The 20,144-nt window shown below is 38.6% G+C and carries 21 protein-coding genes; 10 read left to right on the top strand and 11 right to left on the bottom strand.

Annotated elements, in window-relative coordinates; translation table 11 throughout:
* Nucleotides 1–11 precede the first annotated feature (11 nt).
* Complete coding sequence (locus tag AU255_RS01035) at nt 12–350, top strand: type II toxin-antitoxin system RelE/ParE family toxin (protein WP_198942509.1); 339 nt, start codon at nt 12–14, stop codon at nt 348–350.
* Here AU255_RS01035 and AU255_RS01030 read toward each other — a convergent pair.
* From AU255_RS01030 to AU255_RS01005, 6 genes are all read right to left on the bottom strand, one after another.
* Nucleotides 347–667 (bottom strand): helix-turn-helix domain-containing protein, encoded by a 321-nt coding sequence (locus AU255_RS01030; protein ID WP_080521146.1) that lies wholly within the window; start codon nt 665–667, stop codon nt 347–349. The two genes, AU255_RS01035 and AU255_RS01030, sit on opposite strands and share 4 nt — an antisense overlap.
* A 147-nt stretch (nt 668–814) precedes the next feature.
* Nucleotides 815–1,276: a very short patch repair endonuclease gene (locus AU255_RS01025; protein ID WP_233144517.1), complete on the bottom strand. Its 462-nt coding sequence runs from the start codon at nt 1,274–1,276 to the stop codon at nt 815–817.
* A 26-nt stretch (nt 1,277–1,302) separates the two neighbouring features.
* Complete coding sequence (locus AU255_RS01020) at nt 1,303–3,618, bottom strand: DUF2357 domain-containing protein (protein ID WP_080521144.1); 2,316 nt, start codon at nt 3,616–3,618, stop codon at nt 1,303–1,305.
* 117 nt (nt 3,619–3,735) lie between these two features.
* On the bottom strand, nt 3,736–5,541 hold the full coding sequence (locus AU255_RS01015; RefSeq protein ID WP_080521143.1) for an MrcB family domain-containing protein: 1,806 nt from the start codon (nt 5,539–5,541) through the stop codon (nt 3,736–3,738).
* 79 nt (nt 5,542–5,620) lie between these two features.
* Nucleotides 5,621–6,127 (bottom strand): DNA cytosine methyltransferase, encoded by a 507-nt coding sequence (locus AU255_RS21000; protein WP_080521142.1) that lies wholly within the window; start codon nt 6,125–6,127, stop codon nt 5,621–5,623.
* Nucleotides 6,128–6,456: 329 nt separating this feature from the next.
* Complete coding sequence (locus AU255_RS01005) at nt 6,457–7,038, bottom strand: PhnA domain-containing protein (RefSeq protein ID WP_080521141.1); 582 nt, start codon at nt 7,036–7,038, stop codon at nt 6,457–6,459.
* 109 nt (nt 7,039–7,147) lie between these two features.
* Between AU255_RS01005 and AU255_RS01000 the strand changes: the two genes are divergently transcribed.
* The 3 genes from AU255_RS01000 to AU255_RS00990 all read left to right on the top strand — a co-directional run bounded on the left by AU255_RS01000 (nt 7,148) and on the right by AU255_RS00990 (nt 9,444).
* Nucleotides 7,148–7,645, top strand: a complete 498-nt coding sequence (locus tag AU255_RS01000; protein WP_080521140.1) for a dihydrofolate reductase — start codon at nt 7,148–7,150, stop codon at nt 7,643–7,645.
* Between the two features lie 187 nt (nt 7,646–7,832).
* Complete coding sequence (locus tag AU255_RS00995; RefSeq protein WP_080521139.1) at nt 7,833–8,912, top strand: AI-2E family transporter; 1,080 nt, start codon at nt 7,833–7,835, stop codon at nt 8,910–8,912.
* 4 nt (nt 8,913–8,916) lie between these two features.
* Nucleotides 8,917–9,444 (top strand): DUF4136 domain-containing protein, encoded by a 528-nt coding sequence (locus AU255_RS00990; protein ID WP_158083021.1) that lies wholly within the window; start codon nt 8,917–8,919, stop codon nt 9,442–9,444.
* A gap of 39 nt (nt 9,445–9,483) precedes the next feature.
* Here AU255_RS00990 and AU255_RS00985 read toward each other — a convergent pair whose 3' ends face one another.
* On the bottom strand, nt 9,484–10,311 hold the full coding sequence (locus AU255_RS00985; protein WP_080521137.1) for an SDR family oxidoreductase: 828 nt from the start codon (nt 10,309–10,311) through the stop codon (nt 9,484–9,486).
* Between the two features lie 147 nt (nt 10,312–10,458).
* Between AU255_RS00985 and dnaA the strand changes: the two genes are divergently transcribed.
* Both dnaA and AU255_RS00975 read left to right on the top strand, forming a co-directional pair.
* A complete protein-coding gene (gene dnaA / locus AU255_RS00980; protein WP_080521136.1) occupies nt 10,459–11,796 on the top strand; it encodes a chromosomal replication initiator protein DnaA in 1,338 nt (445 codons plus the stop codon).
* 137 nt (nt 11,797–11,933) lie between these two features.
* Entirely contained in the window at nt 11,934–12,494 is a 561-nt protein-coding gene (locus AU255_RS00975; protein WP_080521135.1) for a sugar transferase, read from the top strand.
* Between the two features lie 65 nt (nt 12,495–12,559).
* On the opposite strand, the gene nudE is transcribed toward AU255_RS00975, so the two are convergent.
* The gene (nudE, locus tag AU255_RS00970) at nt 12,560–13,111 is read right to left on the bottom strand and encodes an ADP compounds hydrolase NudE (RefSeq protein ID WP_080521134.1); all 552 of its coding nucleotides are present in this window, start codon (nt 13,109–13,111) and stop codon (nt 12,560–12,562) included.
* A gap of 48 nt (nt 13,112–13,159) precedes the next feature.
* Between nudE and yrfG the strand changes: the two genes are divergently transcribed.
* Complete coding sequence (gene yrfG / locus AU255_RS00965) at nt 13,160–13,819, top strand: GMP/IMP nucleotidase (protein ID WP_080521133.1); 660 nt, start codon at nt 13,160–13,162, stop codon at nt 13,817–13,819.
* A 163-nt stretch (nt 13,820–13,982) separates the two neighbouring features.
* On the opposite strand, the gene AU255_RS00960 is transcribed toward yrfG, so the two are convergent.
* On the bottom strand, nt 13,983–15,233 hold the full coding sequence (locus tag AU255_RS00960) for a DEAD/DEAH box helicase (RefSeq protein WP_080521132.1): 1,251 nt from the start codon (nt 15,231–15,233) through the stop codon (nt 13,983–13,985).
* 231 nt (nt 15,234–15,464) lie between these two features.
* Here AU255_RS00960 and trxA point away from each other — a divergent pair, with 231 nt between their 5' ends.
* The 3 genes from trxA to AU255_RS00945 all read left to right on the top strand — a co-directional run bounded on the left by trxA (nt 15,465) and on the right by AU255_RS00945 (nt 17,843).
* Nucleotides 15,465–15,791 carry a thioredoxin TrxA gene (gene trxA / locus AU255_RS00955; protein WP_080521131.1) on the top strand — a complete coding sequence of 109 codons (327 nt, stop codon included), beginning with the start codon at nt 15,465–15,467 and terminating at the stop codon, nt 15,789–15,791.
* Between the two features lie 190 nt (nt 15,792–15,981).
* A complete protein-coding gene (gene rho / locus AU255_RS00950) occupies nt 15,982–17,238 on the top strand; it encodes a transcription termination factor Rho (RefSeq protein WP_080521130.1) in 1,257 nt (418 codons plus the stop codon).
* A gap of 179 nt (nt 17,239–17,417) precedes the next feature.
* On the top strand, nt 17,418–17,843 hold the full coding sequence (locus tag AU255_RS00945; protein ID WP_080521129.1) for a hypothetical protein: 426 nt from the start codon (nt 17,418–17,420) through the stop codon (nt 17,841–17,843).
* 88 nt (nt 17,844–17,931) lie between these two features.
* Here the strand turns inward: AU255_RS00945 and AU255_RS00940 are convergent, their stop codons facing one another.
* Together AU255_RS00940 and AU255_RS00935 are read right to left on the bottom strand one after the other, a co-directional pair.
* Nucleotides 17,932–18,954 (bottom strand): quinone-dependent dihydroorotate dehydrogenase, encoded by a 1,023-nt coding sequence (locus AU255_RS00940; protein ID WP_080521128.1) that lies wholly within the window; start codon nt 18,952–18,954, stop codon nt 17,932–17,934.
* An 11-nt stretch (nt 18,955–18,965) separates the two neighbouring features.
* Nucleotides 18,966–20,066 carry an NAD(P)/FAD-dependent oxidoreductase gene (locus AU255_RS00935; protein ID WP_080521127.1) on the bottom strand — a complete coding sequence of 367 codons (1,101 nt, stop codon included), beginning with the start codon at nt 20,064–20,066 and terminating at the stop codon, nt 18,966–18,968.
* Between the last annotated feature and the right edge of the window lie 78 nt (nt 20,067–20,144).

The raw sequence follows: 20,144 nt of genomic DNA, 5'->3' as shown, positions 1-20,144 counted from the left end.
GGGGCTTAATAGTGAATAAAAAGAGATTTGCATTTGTTAATGATGCTGCTGAAAGAGAGTATAAAAACTTTCAAAAGAGCATACAGATTGAATTTGGAACAAGTTTGAGAGCAATTCAGGAAAACAAAAAACCGTTTTTAAACATTAGGTCATTAAGTAGCATAGGTGCTGGTGTCATTGAATTGAAGATAAATGGACACCCTGCGTTTAGGTGTGTCTATATTGCTAAATATTTCAATACTGTTATCGTACTTCATTCATTTGAAAAAACAACAAATGGGGTGGATAAACAGGCTATGGCAACAGTAAAAGCAAGATATAAAGAACTTAAGAGTCAGCTAAAAAATTAAGCAGATTTGTTTTTAACACGCCTGATATCAATATTTGCACTATTAATATCACCAAAAGTAAAGTGAGCTTTGAATCCAAGGGCATCCAGAATAGTAACTAAAAAATCAAGGGTAAATTTTTCTATTTTGCCATTCATAATATCTGAAATGCGTGGCTGACTTATACAGAGTTGATTAGCAGCTTGTTGCTGTGTCCAGCCCTGATGCTGAATAATATCTCTAATCATGATAATAATATCAGCACGCAAAACCATATTGCTGGCTACCTCAGCTGTTTCAGTCACATGAAAAGGACTTTCATAAAATTTTAGTGCCACACCTGATCTCCTGGTTGAATTAAGATTAGTTTATATAAAATTTTATATAAAATCAATGCTCATTTTTTTTGATGGCTATTGTACAATTCCTCTAATTCCTGAAATGCCTGGTATAACGTCATCAGATTAAGCCGAAACTCGTATAGCTTAGTCATTCTCAGTGTGACATTCTGGAATTTCAATATATTCACTTTCTGATCTTAACCATGCAGCCAGCGTTTTAATATAGTTTGATAAATGCGCTTTATCACGAATAGCGCATTCCCAAACTACAGCTGTTCGCCAGCCAAGACGCTTTAATTTAAAATAATTTACTCCATCCCTATATACAGTTGCTGCAAACTTTTTTACCCAAAATTCTTTGTTTTGTTTGGGTGTGCTTGTCAATTTGCAGTTATCATGCCGATGCCAGAAACATCCATGAACAAAAATTACCGCTTTATATTTCTTTAAAACAAGATCCGGGGTTCCAGGCAAAAGCTTATCGTGAATACGAAAGCGAAAACCCTGGCGATGTAACAAAGAACGAATAATAATCTCAGGCCTGGTATTTTTACCTTTGATATTAGCCATCATTCTGGACCGAGTTTGTTTGTCTACAGTATCCACGAATTGCCTACCAATTAGCAAAAAGTTTATGCCTTTTGCAAAAAAGCATAATGATTTGGCAGATCAGTCCATGCTTCAGCTTTTATTAATTCATCAATGTTTGCAAGTCTGAACTTGAAATCTCTAGTGCCTGAAACGTCAATAGCTAATGCCATTTTATTCACTCTCCCCAGTTCAAACAGCCAATAGTCATCGTCTGAATTTTTAGGGGGTACTCCTGCTTGCTCAGCAGTTATGTCTCTACGCTTGACCAGTTGTACGGAAACAAGCTCATAAACATATTCTATTCGCCGCTGCACATCATCGGGATAATAAACAACAAAAGCACAATACTTAAGCTCACGCATTGCTGTGCGCTGCATTCTTTTTGCCACTGTTGTTTTTAAAGGCAAGTGATACCATTGCGCTTTACCCTCTCTAAACTTTTCTAAATAAGCCTTACTCCTGCCTTTTCCTAAAGCAACGGTGAGAGTTAAATCCTGGAATTTTGACAATTCCATTCCTGTGTAACTAATTCGAGCGGATTCCTGTACATACAAGTGATCTGCCGAGCCGGTTTTGTAATCATCCAGTTTATTATCAATAACACCAAACTGTTCGACTAAAAATTCACCTAACCAGCTGTTCTTTGAGTTTGGTAACAAAGGAAAAGCACCAATACCAATTTCTTTGATAGCTTGTTTATATGGATTTTGAGATTCACTTGCTTCAAACCAGCCTGGGTATAAAACAAAGGCACCGAAAATAGGTCGCGATTTTTCCTGCCAGCCATCGTTAGCCTGGTGAATATGAATTAATGCATCACGATACCGATGCATCTGATTGATGGCATCATCTGGCGCAAAATCAACTGCATTATCATCAGCAGAAATCCGATATTTGGCATCAAATATCCAGCGTAACTTTTCGCCACTCTCAAATTCCGCTTCCAATAAAATATCCGGCTTCTGACTGGTAATCCATGAATAAATATGCCCCATTTGAGGATTATCAGGCGGCTTGTTAAATGGCGGCTCATGTGCCAGGCGTATTTTTATGCCATTACGCTGTAAATTAAAAGCCGCGCCCATTCCATCACGCAATGCTTTTTCTACATTTTTTTTATATAAGGCTGGTTTCCTGTTAGTGGTTTCAGTAAAACCAAGTTCATCGATTAATAATCTGCGTACTTCCAGAATACACCAAACCTCATACAACTCGGCAACAGACTTCATGGAAATACTTGCATGCTGACCAAAGACATAAAGATAGAGCTTTAATTGTTGCCAGACTCGATAAACATTGGCATAACCTGCTTTTTGATGTAACACCAATGATTCGCCATTCAAGCCTTCATAGCTGCCTATTTCTTTAAAAAACGGACGATTTAAAAATCGCTCTAAAGGTGTTTTCCAGTGATTAATCTGTTTAAAAAACGTATCCGATACTCGACTATTTTCAGGTGCAGCATCACTCTCCTTTACACGCGCAATAAAAGCCGACAATTCACGTGTACAGCGTACCAACACCATTTTAATAAAACGATTTTCAGGCGTATCAACTGACAGGATTTGAGTATCTAGCTTATAACGCCTGTAACTTTCACTGTTTTTTAATGCCGACCTGACTTGCTCCTCTAATTTAGGCGATAAACGCCCTTTGAGTTGCTCTGCTCTTAGCTTTTTTGTGCGTGGCAATAGTCGAGAATGCGGGGCTTGTAGAATTTTTTTAATACCGCTTTCCAGCTCTAGCCGTAAACTTTCAAATTGAGACAGCCACAATAATGGAAAACGCTCATGCGGCTTTCGCGAGCGCGATAATTCTTGCTCTGTTTTTTGCGCAAAAGAAAAACGGAATAAAGGATACTGCTTGTCAATAATTTGTTGAATGGCTGATAAATCTGTTTCAATATCCATTTTAATCGGAAAAACTTCAAAAGAAATCGCTTGTGCAATACATCTACTGTTTAGCTCATAGTTTAACTCCAGCTTAAACCAGCCCACTGCATTACCGAAGTTTAAGCTGCCTCTTAATGAATTTCCTGAAAAATGAAAAGCATCTTCTATGGCTTGTAAACGATGTTTAATAACCGGCTCACCAGAAAACCGCCTCTCTTGAAATTGAAAATCAAACTCATACAGTTTGTTTTCAAAAAACAGCGGTTTATCAGAGCAGATATACTGGCTTTCTCGACTATCTAAATCGACGATATGCAGTAGAGGGTCAAACCGTAAACAAGTATTTGGTGGCTTTGTCTTTCTAGTACTTAAGGTATGGTTTAACATTTTCTGAGACTGACTAATATCCTTGCTCCAGACGACTAATTTCCAGTCAGGTGTCTCAAGACCCAATAGTTCTGGCATTTTTCAACCTCCTGTAGAATGAAAATAATTACACATCGTTCCCATGCTCTGCGTCACAGAACGCAGGAGCGTTCCTGTATGAATTCCCACGCAAAGCATGGGAACTATAATTACGCATTATGGCCAGAAAGAAGTAAAACCATTATCACTTAAGCGATTTTTCATCCAGTTGATTTTCTTTTTTGAGCGACATGGAATGGTAAGCACATCACCGTTAATATTTTCTCTTAATAAATCAGGACGTGCTTCTGACTCCCATATTTGAGATAGCTGAAACGCAAGAACAGATTCCAGTTTATTGAACAAGTTATGCTCTCCATCATCCTGCAATTTTTCACCATCTCCTTCAATCCGTGGCAGTACCTTGGTCATTAAAAAATCATCCCATACCGCTTGAAGTGAGACTTCATCTTTAGGTTCAAAACAAACTACAGCAATCAGCAACTCATTCAATGCCCGATAAGCGAGTTCAAAAGGCGTCCCTTTTAATTCCGCGTTAATGGATTCTAAAAATTGAATGCTTTTCTGAGCATCTTTATCACTCTCTACCTTAGTCATAAGATCCGGATCAACCTGAGAAAGAACAGGAAAGCTTAATACCTTTGCCTGTGTTTTAGGCTCAAAATAATGCTGATAATCATTGGGGAAGAACTCGCCAAAATCCAGGGTAAATGCCCGATCAATCACCTTACGAGAGAAACCATGTGTGGTTTCATCCATATTCACCGTACCTGCTACAATCAGGTTGGGCGGTATGCTAATGCCATTTTTAAAAAAATAGTCCCATAAATCATCATTTTCATCCCCCTCTAAATTAAGACTATTTCTTAATTTAGAAACATCAGCCACTTGTGTAAAAATACTGGCATTAAGCAAAGGATCACAGCTATATTTACCGTTTTCCCAATATCTTGTTTCAATTACAGATAAATAGTCCGCAAAATATTGTTCGACAGGCGCAAGATTCATTTCATCCAGACATAACCAATACGGCACGCAGTCATCTTTATAGCTAATCTCATGCACTTCAATACTTTCAATAACATCTTTCCATGCGGCCACTATAAACCGCAAGAAGTCAGTCACAATGTACTCAGCGCCCTTATCACCAAGACGGGAAATATAGCCTAATAAATCAGAAGGTTCGTGCCAGTCAGGGCGTACTGGGACTAACTGATAATTTGATGCGTCTTGCCTAGAGCTTATGGCTTGCTGTTTAACGAAACGTGTTTTTCCAGTCCCGGAGATTCCGGATAGGAGGATGAAGGGTTTTGGTAAAGGTATGTTATCAACCTGAGTTGTTAACTGAATGCTAAAATTAATATCACTTGCCTCATCCCTTTTAATTTTCATCCATAACGCAGGGACTTGTTCATAAAATACAAGCAAATCCATAAGGTCTTTTTTTAATATCTCTTCATCTGGCATCAATTCAGAAGGATAGTATTTCGCAACAATATTGGAAGTCTCGTATGATTTTCCTAGCGCTGTTGTGGCTGCCAAATCAATTGAAGAGTCCCCCCAGTTTTTTAACCCATCTATTGACTCACGTATATATTGAGAAATATTGTCAGCTTGCTTATTTGCTTCCTTTTTACCAAGAGATTTTGCAGGATTTGTTGTTCCGAGGATTAACGAAAGATATATTCCACTCCCATCTGCTTTAAATAAATAGACTGGATAAATACCATCTTGAGTTGTGGTAGTTATTTCAGGGTTCAATATTGATAGCCAGGCTACATTGGCCCAATTACCAGCCCCGGCACTTGATTTAACTATAAAGGATGGGTGTGTTTCAGAAATATAATCTCTTATTTTATTAGGAAACTCTATTCTAATTTTTTGGGCAATGGGGTGATTGGTAAATTTTTCTCTTGTTGCAGAACTCCAGCCATTAATAATTTCCTCTAACAACTCTTTCATTGTTCCCTCATAAATTTTTTTAGTTTTCTATTTGCAACTCTCTAAGCGTATTATTAAAAATACGATAGTTTTCAAAATATTACATCGACACCATTACTTGCGAAAAAGGTTGGCAAGGAAATCCAGCAAACAAGACATCATGACTAGGAATATCAGTTACGGCTATTTCAGTTATATCTCCAAAAGGAAGTTCACCGTGATTATCTAAATACGTTTGTTGCGCATTTTTTTCAAATTCTGAAGAAAACACACAAACACCGCCATTATTTTGCGCGCCGATTCTCATGCCACCAATACCGGCAAAGAGATCAATAAATGTAAACCTTGCCTTGTTAGGCGGAACAATAGGCAAATGTGCTGTTAATTTATGATGAAATGAGGTTTTATCTTTAAAGAGCTGATTGTCTTTAAGGGTCTTTATAATAGCTGATTTATTAACCCCTTTAACTTCAGCAAAAAGAGGTAAATCATGTGCAATGGCATGCACCCACTGATGAACTACAGCTTTAGATTCACTTCCTTCGGGAGTATAGACCTGCGCATCTGATGATAAGACTGTTTCTAATTCTTCTAAAATATTACTCACTGCTCTTAACTTTCCACGTGGTTTGGTTGTTCATTATTATTGACGATCAAGAGAGGAACGGGGGTCAGGAACGGGGGTCAGATCCCTAAGTGCGAATTTATTGACAAATAGAGACCGTTACCGATAAATCAATAACGGTCTTCCATTTTTTGATTTAATTGCGACTAATTATGCCGGGAGCATTAAGTAAGACGCTACAATAAAACAAAACTCTCTATTCAACGTGGCATATGTTCTTGCAACATATCAGCATAATATCAAAAAACTGCGTCACGGAACGCAAGGCGTTCACGCAGAAATTCTTGCTGAGTCCGTAGGACTAGTAACCGCTAATTTGCCTTTTTCAGGTAATCTGCGACCAGTACTATACGTACGCCATTTACTCGTCCTTCGATATGTTTAGGGTTATCTGTTAATGAGATATTTTTTACTACTGTTCCACGTTTGGCAGTAAATCCTGCGCCTTTTACATCCAGGTCTTTAATCAATGTAACCGTATCGCCCGCTTCCAGCTTTGTGCCATTATTATCAAGCGTCGGAACAGTATCATCTGCATCACTCGCGCCTAAACTATCTGCTTCCGCCCAGCTTAGTATTTCCGGTTCTAAATACAACATATCCAGTAAATCCTGAGCCCAGGGCTCGGTTGATAAGTGTTTCAACACTCGCCATGCCATAACCTGAACGGCAGGTTCAGGATTCCACATACTATCATTCAGACATCGCCAATGATTTGTATCCATTGCTTCCGGATTGGTAATCTGGCTAAGGCATGTGGCACAAAGCAAGACCGATTTTTCAGCGCTGTCTTCACTCTCAGGCGGTAAGTTATAAACGCTCAGGTTTTGCTCAGCTGTGCATAGTTCACATTTGGAATTACTACGTTGTAATAAGGATTGTTCAGTACTCATATATAGTCTCTTAAGAAAAATGTAGATGTATTATCTCTTTTTTTATCTGGGTATTGCAAAAATCATGTAGTATTCCTTCTAACTTACACTTGCTAAAAACACTCAAAAAATGAAACTTTCGCTTATTGTCGCCATGGCAACGAATTATTCGATTGGTCTAAATAATCAAATGCCATGGCACTTATCTGCAGATCTTAAAAAATTCAAACACATTACTATGGGACACCCTATTATCATGGGGCGGAAAACGTTTGAATCGATCGGTCGTCCATTGCCCGGCCGGCAAAATATTATTATCAGTCGTGATCCTGACTATGCGCAACAAGGCTGTCTTGTTTTTAATAATCTTGATGGTGCATTACAAAGCTGTGCAGACATTGACGAAGTCTTTGTGATTGGTGGTGCAACATTATATGCTGCAACTTTGGCTCGAGCTGACAGGCTTTATATTACCCAAATTCAACAGGCATTCGATGGCGACACCTGGTTTCCAGAAATTGATCTGCAGCTATGGCAGGAAGTTGCGCGCAAAGATATTCATGATGATACCAGCGTCGATTTTAACTACAGCTTTATTGTTTATGAGAGGAAGATTACTCAACCTTGAGGAATTAATCTTGTAAAATGCAATTCAGTCCACTCTTCTATAACCCAAAGGCGCTAAAGAATGATTTATATCGCTATTCTGCTACATGCTGGAATAGCTAACAGTCGTATTGTCTAGATCTGTTTCATTGTAGGATTTTTTAATTATTGACGTGATTTCTATCACAAATAATATTAGAGGTAAGCACATGATTTCCGATACAAAGCCGGATGAGAAAATATTTACCAATAGAGTGATAGAAGTCAGTATTCGACTAGCTCTGACTTTTTTAATTATTGCCCTGTGTTTCGAGATTATTAAGCCTTTTATAATTATTGTCGTATGGGGCATCATTATTGCGGTTGCCATTTTTCCACTTTATAACAAGCTAAACCTCGCTCTACATGGTCGTTTTAAGTTAGCAGCAACGCTGTATACACTGTTCGCATTAAGTCTATTAATTGCTCCTTCAATACTGATTTCAGGCTCTCTGGTCGAAACGTCTTCCCATCTGGTAAAGGGGTTTTCTGCAGGTACCTTGAAGATCCCGCCACCCTCCCAAAGAGTTAGTCAGTGGCCGTTGATTGGTGATACTGTTTATTCGGCATGGAGCCAGGCTTCTGCTAATCTTGAAGCCATGCTTAAACAAAATATCCCTGTCATTAAGAAACTAGGCAAAGCTTTTATTTCTGCTGTTACGGGAATAGGCGGCAGTGTTCTGCAGTTTATTTTATCAATTATTATCTCTGGCATATTTTTAGCCAACTCTCAGCGAGCTTATGAGATATCTGTAAAAATTGTCTCTCGACTGACAGATAAAGAACAAGGTTTACAGTTTACCAATCTGACAACGGCAACCATTCGCAGCGTTGCGCAAGGAGTGCTTGGAGTAGCAGTTATTCAGGCTGTTTTAGGAGGCATGGGGATGTATCTTATGGATATACCGGGCTGGGGACTCTGGACAATCTTTATTCTTATTCTTGCAGTAGCCCAGTTACCTCCGCTTTTAGTCCTTGTTCCTGCTATATTTTATGTTTTCTCTATTGCTGATACAGCTCCCGCCGTTATATTTGCCGTATGGAGTCTTCTCGTCAGTATGAGTGATAGCTTTTTGAAACCTCTACTTCTTGGACGGGGAATGGATACTCCAACACTGGTTATTCTGCTGGGCGCCATTGGCGGTATGATGTGGTTTGGTCTCGTGGGTTTATTTGTTGGTGCTATCACGCTAGCATTAGGTTATGAGATATTTATGGCATGGCTGGATAAAGATATGCAGAAAGAGTAATCAGATGCGACTTCTATTAATAACATTGTTGATCCTGCAAACAGGATGCGCTTACTATGCCAGAGATATTCGGGTCCAAACCGAAGTTGGCGTTCACGCAGATATTAGCCGCTATACTGCTTATATCTGGTCGGAATCGATAACCAGCTTGAACGACCCTAGTGGCAAATGGCAACCTCCAGGTTTTGATATCACCGAGGATATCAGACAACTTATTGATCGTGAATTAGCTAAACGTGGAGTACGCTATAGCACAACGAATCCTGGCTTGGCTGTCTCATTTCGGCTGGCTGCTAATATGCAGGCATTGGAGTTAGTAAAAAAACCTAACTCCAGTCAGGATATGCTAATTATCAAACCTGATGCCACCCTAATAGTTGTTTTAACTGATATCGCCAGTAAGAATATAATCTGGATTAGCAAGGCAGAAGCTGAAATACAGCAGGATATTGATGCCGAGTTAGTCCGTAAACGACTTGATTATACTATTACTGAAATGTTCAAGGGTTTGAACAATAAATCCTGGTTTTAATCCTGCGCTAAATAATCCCCCCCCAGGCCGCTTAGCTATCTATACTTTGCGTGCCAGGTAATCAAGCCAACTTGTGGGTAGAATCCTTTTTAAATAGCCAAATACATAAGTCGGGACAGTCACATAATAACGAATCCTGGGGCGTTTTGATTCCATTGCATGAATAACTTTCTGCACCACAGCATCTGCGGGTAAAGTAAAGGGGACAGCCGGACCTTTTTTTTGCAGACGGATTTCCATAGCCTGGTAGGTCTCTTTATGCGGGCTATTGACGGGATCGATATTTTTTTTATATAAAGCAAATGCATTTTTCCGAAAATCACTGCTAATAGGCCCCGGTTCTATTAATGAAAGATGGATATTAGTCCTATATAATTCCAGGCGTAGCGTATCAACAAGCCCCTCCAAAGCAAATTTACTGGCGTTATAAGCGCCTCTATACGTCATCGCAATAAACCCCAGGACGGAACTATTATAGATAATCCGCCCTTTTCCTTGCTGACGCATTAAGGGAATAATCAGATTGGTTAATTCATGGGTACCAAAAAAATTAGTCTCAAATTGCTCGCGTAAAACATCACGGCTTAGATCTTCCACAGCACCCGGTTGCCCAAAGGCACCATTATTAAATAATCCATCAATTTTTCCTTCGGTCATTTCAGCAACTTGTTTTACAGCCTGCTGAATACTGTTACTATCTGCTAAATCCAGTTGCACGGTTTCAAAACCTTCATCACGCAGGCGCGTAACATCTTCGATTTTTCTGGCAGAGGCGACAACGCGATAACCGCGTTGTTTTAACAATACAGCAGCTCGATAACCTATACCTGTCGAGCAGCCGGTAATTAATATAGTTTGTGTATTCATTTTGGTATTAATTATTAAGAGGTGTGCGCTTTTATGCTATGATTTATCTCAACTGAAGTGTACTTCAGATCCTGTTTTTTCTTATTTTTAACAGCTATTTAGCATTAAGCTAACTTATCTGCTGTTTACTATCATACGAATCGTTTAATGAGCTCTATTTGGAATTCCTGTCTGTCCCGTCTTGAAAATGAAATCTCTGCTAATGATTTAAACACCTGGATTCGACCATTACAAGCGCAAGTAGAAAATGATGTTATTAAACTTCTGGCTCCCAACCAGTTTATTATTGCGCATGTAAAAGATCATTTTTTAGGTAAAATTGAAGATACGATCTATGAATTTTCCAATGGTCAATATACTGTAAAAATGGAGATCGGCTCAAAAAATGCTAAACCTGCAATCATAGCAAATCGAAGCACGCGCACTACCGGCCCTTCCAGTGAACCTCAAAAGAAGAAAAAAACACCCACTTTTATTAATACCGCTTTTACCTTTGAGAATTTTGTTGAAGGTAAATCTAATCAACTGGCAAAAGCAGCTTCAATTCAAGTGTCCGAAAACATAGGCAAAGCTTATAATCCCTTGCTGATCTATGGTGCATCAGGTTTAGGTAAAACACATTTAATGCATGCCATCGGTAACGCAATTCTGGCAAAAAACCCAAATGCCAATGTTGTTTATTTACATTCCGAAAAATTTGTTCAGGATATGGTTAAGGCGTTCCAGCAAAACAGTATTAATGCGTTTAAAGACTATTATCGTAATGTTGATGCTTTATTTGTTGATGATATCCAGTTTTTTGCGGGGAAAGAGCGCTCACAGGAAGAGTTTTTTCATACCTTTAATACACTGTTAGAAAAGAAAAATCAGGTTGTTTTAACCTGTGATAAATACCCGAAGGAAATTGATGGGCTGGAAGACCGCTTAAAATCACGCTTTGGCTGGGGCTTACCTGTGGCTGTCGAGCCGCCTGATCTGGAAACAAGAGCGGCAATTTTAATCAATAAAGCTCAGCAAAATAATGTTGAACTGGATCATGAGGTTGCTTTTTTTATTGGTAAACGTATTCCATCAAATGTGCGGGACCTGGAGGGTGCATTACGTCGTGTTCTGGCCAATGCTCAATTTACGGGAGCGGATATTACCATTGATTTTGCTAAAGAAGCACTACACGATTTAATATCGCTACAAGATAAACTGGTAAGCATAGACAATATTCAAAAAACAGTTGCTGATTACTTCAAAATCAGAATTGCCGATTTATTATCCAAAAGCCGTAAACAATCAGTTACACGACCTCGACAAATCGCCATGTCATTGGCAAGAGAATTAACCAGCCATAGCTTACCTGAAATTGGTGATGCTTTTAGTGGTCGTGACCATACTACGGTCATTAATGCCTGTAAACGAATTAAGGCATTACGTGCTAGCGATTATAAAGTTGATGAAGATTATGCGAATTTGTTGCGTACCTTATCGCATTAACTTACATAAAAGGCGTGCAATAGCTTTAACTATTGCTGTCAATAACTAAAATAAAGCAATAAATATTTTACTCCTGTATATTTTTTCTTATTTTCTAAGCCAGCACTTCACCCTAATACATATTAAGCAAAGCAATAATGAAAAGAATTTTTGACATTATTTTAGCGATTAGTATTTTACTGATTTCTATCATCCCCATTCTTATCATTGCACTGATAGTCAAACTTACCTCAACAGGACCTGTTTTATACTGGTCGGATCGGGTAGGTTTAAATAATGAATTGTTTAAAATGCCTAAATTCAGGAGTATGAAAATTGATACCCCTGAAGTTGCTACACATTTATTAACTAACCCACAGAGCGCATTAACACCCATCGGTAATTTTTTACGCAAAACCAGTCTGGATGAATTACCGCAATTATGGAATATTTTAAAAGGTGAAATGAGTTTTGTTGGTCCACGGCCAGCCTTATTTAATCAGCATGATTTAATAGCTCTGCGTACCGAGCAGGGTATTCACCGATTAATCCCTGGTCTTACAGGATGGGCACAAATAAATGGCCGTGATGAATTGGCTATTCCTGAAAAAGTGAAACTGGATACAGAGTATATGCAGAAGCAGTCTTTTACTGGAGACCTGGGTATCCTTTGGTTAACCCTGTTTAAAGTTGTCAGCAGCCATGGAATAAGGCACTAAATTACTTGACTAACGAACCACGCACAAAATGAAATATTTTTTTGTGGTTAATCGTTTTTAAAACCTCAATTTTTCAATAAATAGTCTCTGACTATATATAAAGCAGCAATACTTCTTGCTTCGGTACATTGCCCACTGCTCACTAATTCCGTTAAATTATCCAGTTTCCAGGGTACTACTTCTAATTCTTCCGGCTCATCACCTGGCAATTTTTCTGGATATAAATCCTGAGCAAGAATAATTTCTGTCATATGCTCCATATAACTAGGTGCAATAGAAAAGGAGCTGATTTGTTTGATTTTATGCGCTCCGTAACCCACCTCTTCCTTTAATTCACGATTTGCAGCTTGTAAGGCGTTTTCACCATCGTCTATTTTTCCCTTGGCAAGCCCTAACTCATACCGTTCAATACCGGCAGAATATTCACGGATCAATAATACTGTGTGCTCATCTATCATGGGTACGATAAGTACTGCACCATTACTGCCACTACCTCGCATTAAACGTTCATATTGCCTTGTCACACCATTGCTGAATTCTAAATTCATAGACTCAACTCTAAACAAACTGGATTGAGCCACGATTTTTCTGTTAAGTATCTTCGGTTTTTCTGACATTTTTGGTATGGTAACTTTTATTTATTTAATATTACTATAGCCTTTGTTATGCTGGATTGGAATAAAATTAATACAGTTTTACTGGATATGGATGGTACCTTACTGGATTTGAATTTTGATAATCATTTCTGGCTGGAATTTATCCCGGAACGCTACGCAATTCAAAATCAATTAACTATCGATGAAGCAACAGTTGTTTTGCAGCCCTTATTTAAAAATATGGAAGGAAAACTGGAATGGTATTGTCTGGATTACTGGAGCGATATTTTAAACCTGGATATTGTCGGCCTGAAAACTGAAGTTTCTGGTTTGATTAGCATATTACCTCACGTCACTGATTTTTTAAGTGCATTACAGCAAACTGACAAGCGAGTACTTTTAGTCACCAATGCACACCGTGGAAGTTTGTCATTAAAAATGGAGAAAACCTGCTTACAGTCCTTTTTTGACGATATTATTTGCTCTCATGATTTTGGTTTTGCCAAAGAGCATCAATCGTTTTGGCAAGCCTTTCAAAATCAGCACCGGTGGGATAAACAATCGACCTTAATGGTTGATGATAGTCTTGCCGTATTACGTTCTGCTCAGACATTTGGCATTGAATACTTAGTATCCATTAAACAGCCTGATTCAAAAAAAATGCCCCGAATTATTAATGAATTTCTTGCTATTAATGACTTTCGTGAGATTATGCCGGTTGCTGAGTAACGTTATAACTTTATTTCATACAGGACAATGTAGAGAATAAAAAAATCAGCTCTAAAAGAGTTATAGCATTATCTCAATTAAATAGCGGAAATCAATAACATAGAATCTGGCTGTTCTTCTACTTTTCAGGGTCGACACACATCAATTCATGAACCCGCCAGGCCTACGCTTTTGTATGAGTTCTATGTGCGGGCTTTCCTGATGAATATTGCTTGCGTGGAATTCTGGCTCTAGGCACTGGTTTTATTAATTCAGGTAATAAATCTTCAGTTACTTTATGTACCGGTACTTTCTGACTGATGTAATCTTCAATATCTGGCATTGAATAGGCATATTCTTCACAAATAAAACTGATCGCTTCACCTTTTGCGCCAAAGCGTGCTGTTCTACCTATTCTATGCACGTAATCTTCGGCATCCTGGGGTAAGTCAAAATTAAAAACATGTGAGACATCAGGGATATGCAGGCCGCGTGCCGCAACATCTGTAGCAATCATAATGGTGACTTTATTTTCCTGAAAGTCAGCCAACAGACGTTGACGTTTTTCCTGTGGCACATCGCCACTTAATAATGCAGTTTTATGCCCATTTACAGCAAGATAATCGGCTAATTTTTCTGCACTACGCTTGGTATTAACAAAAACAATACTACGCACCGGCATGTGCGAATTAAGCAAACCTACTAATAAGGGTATTTTCTGCTCATTAGCGGGACAAAATGCAAATTGCTTAATTGACACTGAAGTCACCTCTTCCGTTTCAATTTTAATCATCACAGGCTGATACATATGTTCATAAGCCAGCTCGGATACCTTGAATGATAAAGTGGCTGAAAACAACATATTAAGGCGTTTTTCAGGACTTGGCATACGATTGAGTAAATAGCGTATATCTTTAATAAACCCTAAATCAAACATTCTATCGGCCTCATCCAGCACCATCACCTGGATATTATCCAGAGAAAACGCTTTTTGCCGATAAAAATCTATAATTCTGCCCGGCGTTGCTACGATAATATCGACTTTCCCTTGAACTGCTTTTAATTGCTTCTCATAGTCTGTTCCACCATAGATAAGTGCTAAATTAAAATTCAGATGCTTGCCTAATAACACTGCATCTTTATGAATTTGAATAGCAAGTTCACGAGTGGGGGCTAAAATAATCGCTCTGGGATATTTTTTCTTTTCACTATTATCGTTTAGCAAGCGCTGAAAGGTAGCCAGTAAAAAACTTGCTGTCTTTCCTGTCCCTGTTTGTGCTTGTCCGGCAACATCCCTGTCTCTAAGAGCAATAGGTAAGGATTGATCCTGAATTGGAGAGCAATAATCAAAACCTGCATCTTTCAAGCCTTTTAAAATAATGCCGGAAAGTTCCAGGTTAATGAAACGTGTATCCGTTAAATGTGTTTTCTTCATCCTGATAGAATACATCAATAACTGCTAATTTGCACTGCTCTGTTTAAGCTAATACGCTTTATTGCTAACAAAAACTCATGATTCCACAATAACTGAAAAATAAGCCTACTTAAAGTCATATTTTTCTATTCCAGGGCAAGTCAAAAAAATCCATATTTTTAGAAAAAATTTATTGACAAAATTAGGTGATACAGCGATATTACCCACTCGTAAAATAATTTGGAGAATAGCGTGAGTGACTCAGTCCTTCATGTAACGGATAGTAATTTTGATGAGCTTGTTTTAAAAGCCGGTACGCCAGTTTTGGTTGACTACTGGGCAGAATGGTGTGGTCCTTGTAAAATGATCGCGCCTGTTTTAGATGAAATCTCTAAAGAATATTCAGGTAAAATTACTGTTGCAAAATTGAACATTGATGACAATCCTGCCACACCATCACATTATGGTGTACGTGGAATCCCAACACTAATGCTATTTAAAGATGGCGATGTTGAAGCAACAAAAGTAGGTGCATTGACAAAATCACAACTTACTCAATTCATCGACAGCAACATTTAAAGTACACTCTATTTTAAAATCCAGGGGAAGTAACAAGAAATATTTGTTACTTCCTTTTTTTATGCGTATACTACGAATCTGGTGCTAACCTCTTCTGCACCTTCTGCATATCAAAATAACCGCATCTTACATATCAAGCTAACTATATCTGTTAGCCAAAAATGCTATATCTTCCTAAAACTATCCTTGTATGAATCTTACCGAATTAAAATTAAAACCAATTACAGAAATTATCGAACTCGCTGAAAACCTTGGTATCGAAAATGTTTCTCGAACGAGGAAACAAGAAGTTATCTTTTCTATTCTAAAAAAACAAGCAAAAAGCGGCGAAGACATCTACGGCGACGGAGTCATAGAAATTCTACAGGATGGTTTTGGTTTTTTACGCACACCGGGCAGTTCTTATCTGGCTGGACCTGATGATATTTATGTTTCCCCTAGTCAGATCAGACGCTTTAGCTTACGTACCGGGGATACCATCAGTGGTAAAATACGCCCCCCAAAAGACAACGAACGTTATTTTGCAATGCTCAAAGTTGAAAAAATCAATTTTGAAACACCCGAAAATGCTAAACACAAAATTCTCTTTACAAATTTAACACCTTTATTCCCTAACAAACGTTTCATTATGGAACGTGGCGATGGCAGTAGTGAAGATTTAACCGGACGGGTAATTGATTTAATTTCCCCTATTGGCAAAGGTCAGCGTGGTCTTATTGTTTCACCTCCAAAAGCGGGTAAAACCATGATTCTGCAAAGCCTGGCACATGCCATTGCAGAAAATAATCCAGAGTGCTACATGATCGTTCTGCTCATTGATGAACGCCCTGAAGAAGTCACGGAAATGCAGCGCTGTGTACGTGGTGAAGTTATTTCCAGCACCTTTGATGAACCTGCTACACGTCATGTTCAAGTAGCCGAAATGGTTATTGAGAAAGCTCGCCGACTGGTTGAACACAAACACGATGTAGTTATTTTGTTAGACTCTTTGACCCGTTTGGCGCGGGCTTACAATATGGTCGCTCCATCATCTGGCAAGATACTTTCTGGTGGTGTTGATGCAAATGCATTAGAAAAACCTAAACGTTTCTTTGGTGCTGCCCGTAATATTGAAGAAGGTGGCAGTTTAACCATTATTGCAACGGCACTTGTTGACACCGGTTCACGCATGGACGAAGTCATTTACGAAGAATTCAAGGGAACGGGCAATATGGAGCTGCATCTGGAACGTAAAATTGCAGAGAAACGTATTTATCCTGCTATTAATATTAACCGCTCAGGTACGCGTCGTGAAGATTATCTAGTAGATCCGGAAGCGTTGCAAAAAACCTGGATTTTACGCAAAATTCTGCAACCTATGGATGAAATGGCTGCTTCTGAATTCATACTCGGCAAATTAAAGGATTTTAAAACTAATGCCGAATTTTTTGAATCCATGAAACGCTAATTAACTTTCTCAACCTGAATCTGATTTAGCTCTTCTGTGTCTATTGAATTTTATATAATACAACTGAACAGTAACTGATATAAAAACAAGTACAGTTAGACGTAACGACTTTTCCAGATTCAATATCAACCAGAATTACTGATCGTAGTATCATCATTTAGTAAAATAAGGGGAACAGTATGCAATACATTAGGACCTGTTTTTTTATAGCCTCATTCATTTTCCTAACCCAACAAACAGCTTTTGCTGCAGAGCAAAATGATACCAGCACATCTCAGCAGGCCAAGGAAGTGGATTCCCCTACAACAAAAACTGAAAAGGACTTTGACCCAACCCTGTCAAAAGCCCAGGATATCGCTACTGAATTAGATGAAAACTCATCAACTACCACAGATATGCTTTCCGAGATTATCATACGCCCCGTAGCGGTAATTGGCAGTATCACAGGATTGGCAATTTTTATTGCTGCGTCACCTTTCTCTGGACTAGCTAGTATACCTGAGCCACATGATGCTTTTAAAACGACATGGAACGACTTTGTCGTAACTCCTTATTATTTTGCTTTTCGCCGTCCTCTGGGCGATTATTCAGTTGAATTAAATTAATAACTATTTAGTTCACAAGAAGGCCGCTAGAGTTTGTTACTCTAGCGGCCTTTTTTATTTCTCTGAATATTTGATTCAAAAAACAGGTTTAAGCTGCTGATAATCCGCGCATAATATCATGTACTAAAGTTGGCCCCTGATAAATCAGGCCGCTATATACTTGTACCAAACTCGCTCCAGCATCAAGTTTTTCTTGTGCATCAGCATAACTCATAATTCCGCCGACTGCGATAATGGGCAGTTTTCCTTGTAATTCATCAGTTAGTTGCGCAACAACATACGTTGCTTTCTGTTTCACTGGTGCTCCGCTCAAGCCGCCCATTTGATCAGCCAGGGGATGACCTTGTACAGCACTGCGTTCCAGGGTTGTATTCGTTGCAATGACACCATCTATAGAAAATTCAACTAAGAGCCCTGCAATATGCTGGATTTCTGCATCACTTAAATCAGGCGCGATCTTAACGACAATGGGTGTATATTTTTGATATTGCATTTGTAACTGCAGTTGTTCTTCTTTTAAAGACGAGAGTAGCTTTTTAATTTCATCTCCTTGTTGCAGTTGACGTAGATTTTTAGTATTCGGTGATGAAATATTTATAGTTATATAACTCGCATCCAAATAAGCTTTACGTAGACAAATCAGATAATCTTCAGTAGCTTTATCAATCGGCGTATCAAAATTTTTGCCAATATTAATACCTAACACCCCTTTATACTGACTTTTTTTAACTTGTTCTAATAAATAATCAACACCCTGATTATTAAAACCCATACGATTAATGATAGCCTGATGTTCGATTAACCTGAATAACCGTGGTTTGGGATTTCCAGGTTGAGGACGCGGAGTTACCGTACCTATTTCTATAAAACCAAACCCAAGGGCAGACAAGGCATCAATATAATCGCCATTTTTATCCAGGCCGGCAGCCAGACCCACAGGGTTTGCAAACTCTAGCCCCATAACTGTTAACGGCTTTACTATCATGGCTGGATTCAATATTTTGTCCAAACCGGCCAAATGTGAGAGTTTTAAACCATTTAAAGTCAGGTAATGGGAAGCCTCAGCATCTAACTTAAAAAGTAAGGGCTGTATAAAAGGGTAATAATTCATAGGCAGATAACTTAGTGCTTGGCTGAAAATTGATACAAGGCAGCATCAATTGTTGTGGGTTGCTTAGTTATTATTTCAAACAGCAATTGCGCTGAAGCGGGTCCCATAGCAAATCCGTTTCTAAAATGTCCTGCACTAATCGCTAGATTATTTATCTCTGGATGAATATCTATGTACGGGATACCTTGTTGAGTCCCCGGACGTAAACCAGCCCAGTGATGAATAATGGGCGCTGACTCTAAAGCAGGAAATAATTTCCTGGCAAATGCAAGCAATGATTGTTGCGCCTGTTCTGATGTCGATTTATCAAAATCGGCATACTCTACCGTGCTGCCGCATAGAATTTTTCCATCACTTCGGGGTATTAGATACCTATCATTTTCAAGAATAATAGTATCCAGAGTATTTACAGCCGTATCTAATATTAACATTTGCCCTTTTACAGGAAAAACATCAGGCTGCTCTGCAATTGTTCCGCCGAATAATTGTCTGCACAATGTTCCTGTCCAGGCACCAGCCGTAATAATCACCGAATTAACGTTAAATGAATCAGATTCACTCGCTATTTCAGTAATTCGGTTATTTTTGATGCTTACTTTTTCTATCGCGCAATTTTCGATAATATTAACTCCACGCTGGAGCAAATCCTGTTTAAGTGATTTAAGTAAACGTGGATTTCTTACTTGAGCAATAGAATCCATATACAGAGATTGATTATTGATCTGTGGGAAGTTTTCTAGTTGTTGCCTATTTGCAGAGCAACAGTCTATAGAATATTTAGCACACCATTCCTGAGCTTTATCTAAATCTGTCAGCTGTGACATTAACAAACCACTCTCAATATATTCAGGATCGAGGCCGGTAGAATCAATCAATGCTTGTGCTAACTCTGGATAAGCCTCTATGCTTCGAATAACAAGTTGACTAATGGCATCCGCCTGACGCCAGGGATATAGGGGCAGTAAAATACCACCACCCGCCCAGGACGATTCTTTTCCAGTCTGATTCTTATCTATAATAGTGACATTAGCTCCAGCTAAAGCAAACAAACGCGCACTTAAAAAGCTAGTGATACCACCACCAACAAAAGTTATATCGGGAATAGAATACATAAAAAATAGACCTTAAAAAGACAGAAAATCATTATACCTTTTGCACTTCCAGAAGTGCACCGTTAAGTATGTGTGAAT

The organism is Methyloprofundus sedimenti, from assembly GCF_002072955.1.
Classification (GTDB): Bacteria; Pseudomonadota; Gammaproteobacteria; order Methylococcales; family Methylomonadaceae; genus Methyloprofundus; species Methyloprofundus sedimenti.
This window is presented reverse-complemented; position numbering and strand designations above follow the sequence as displayed.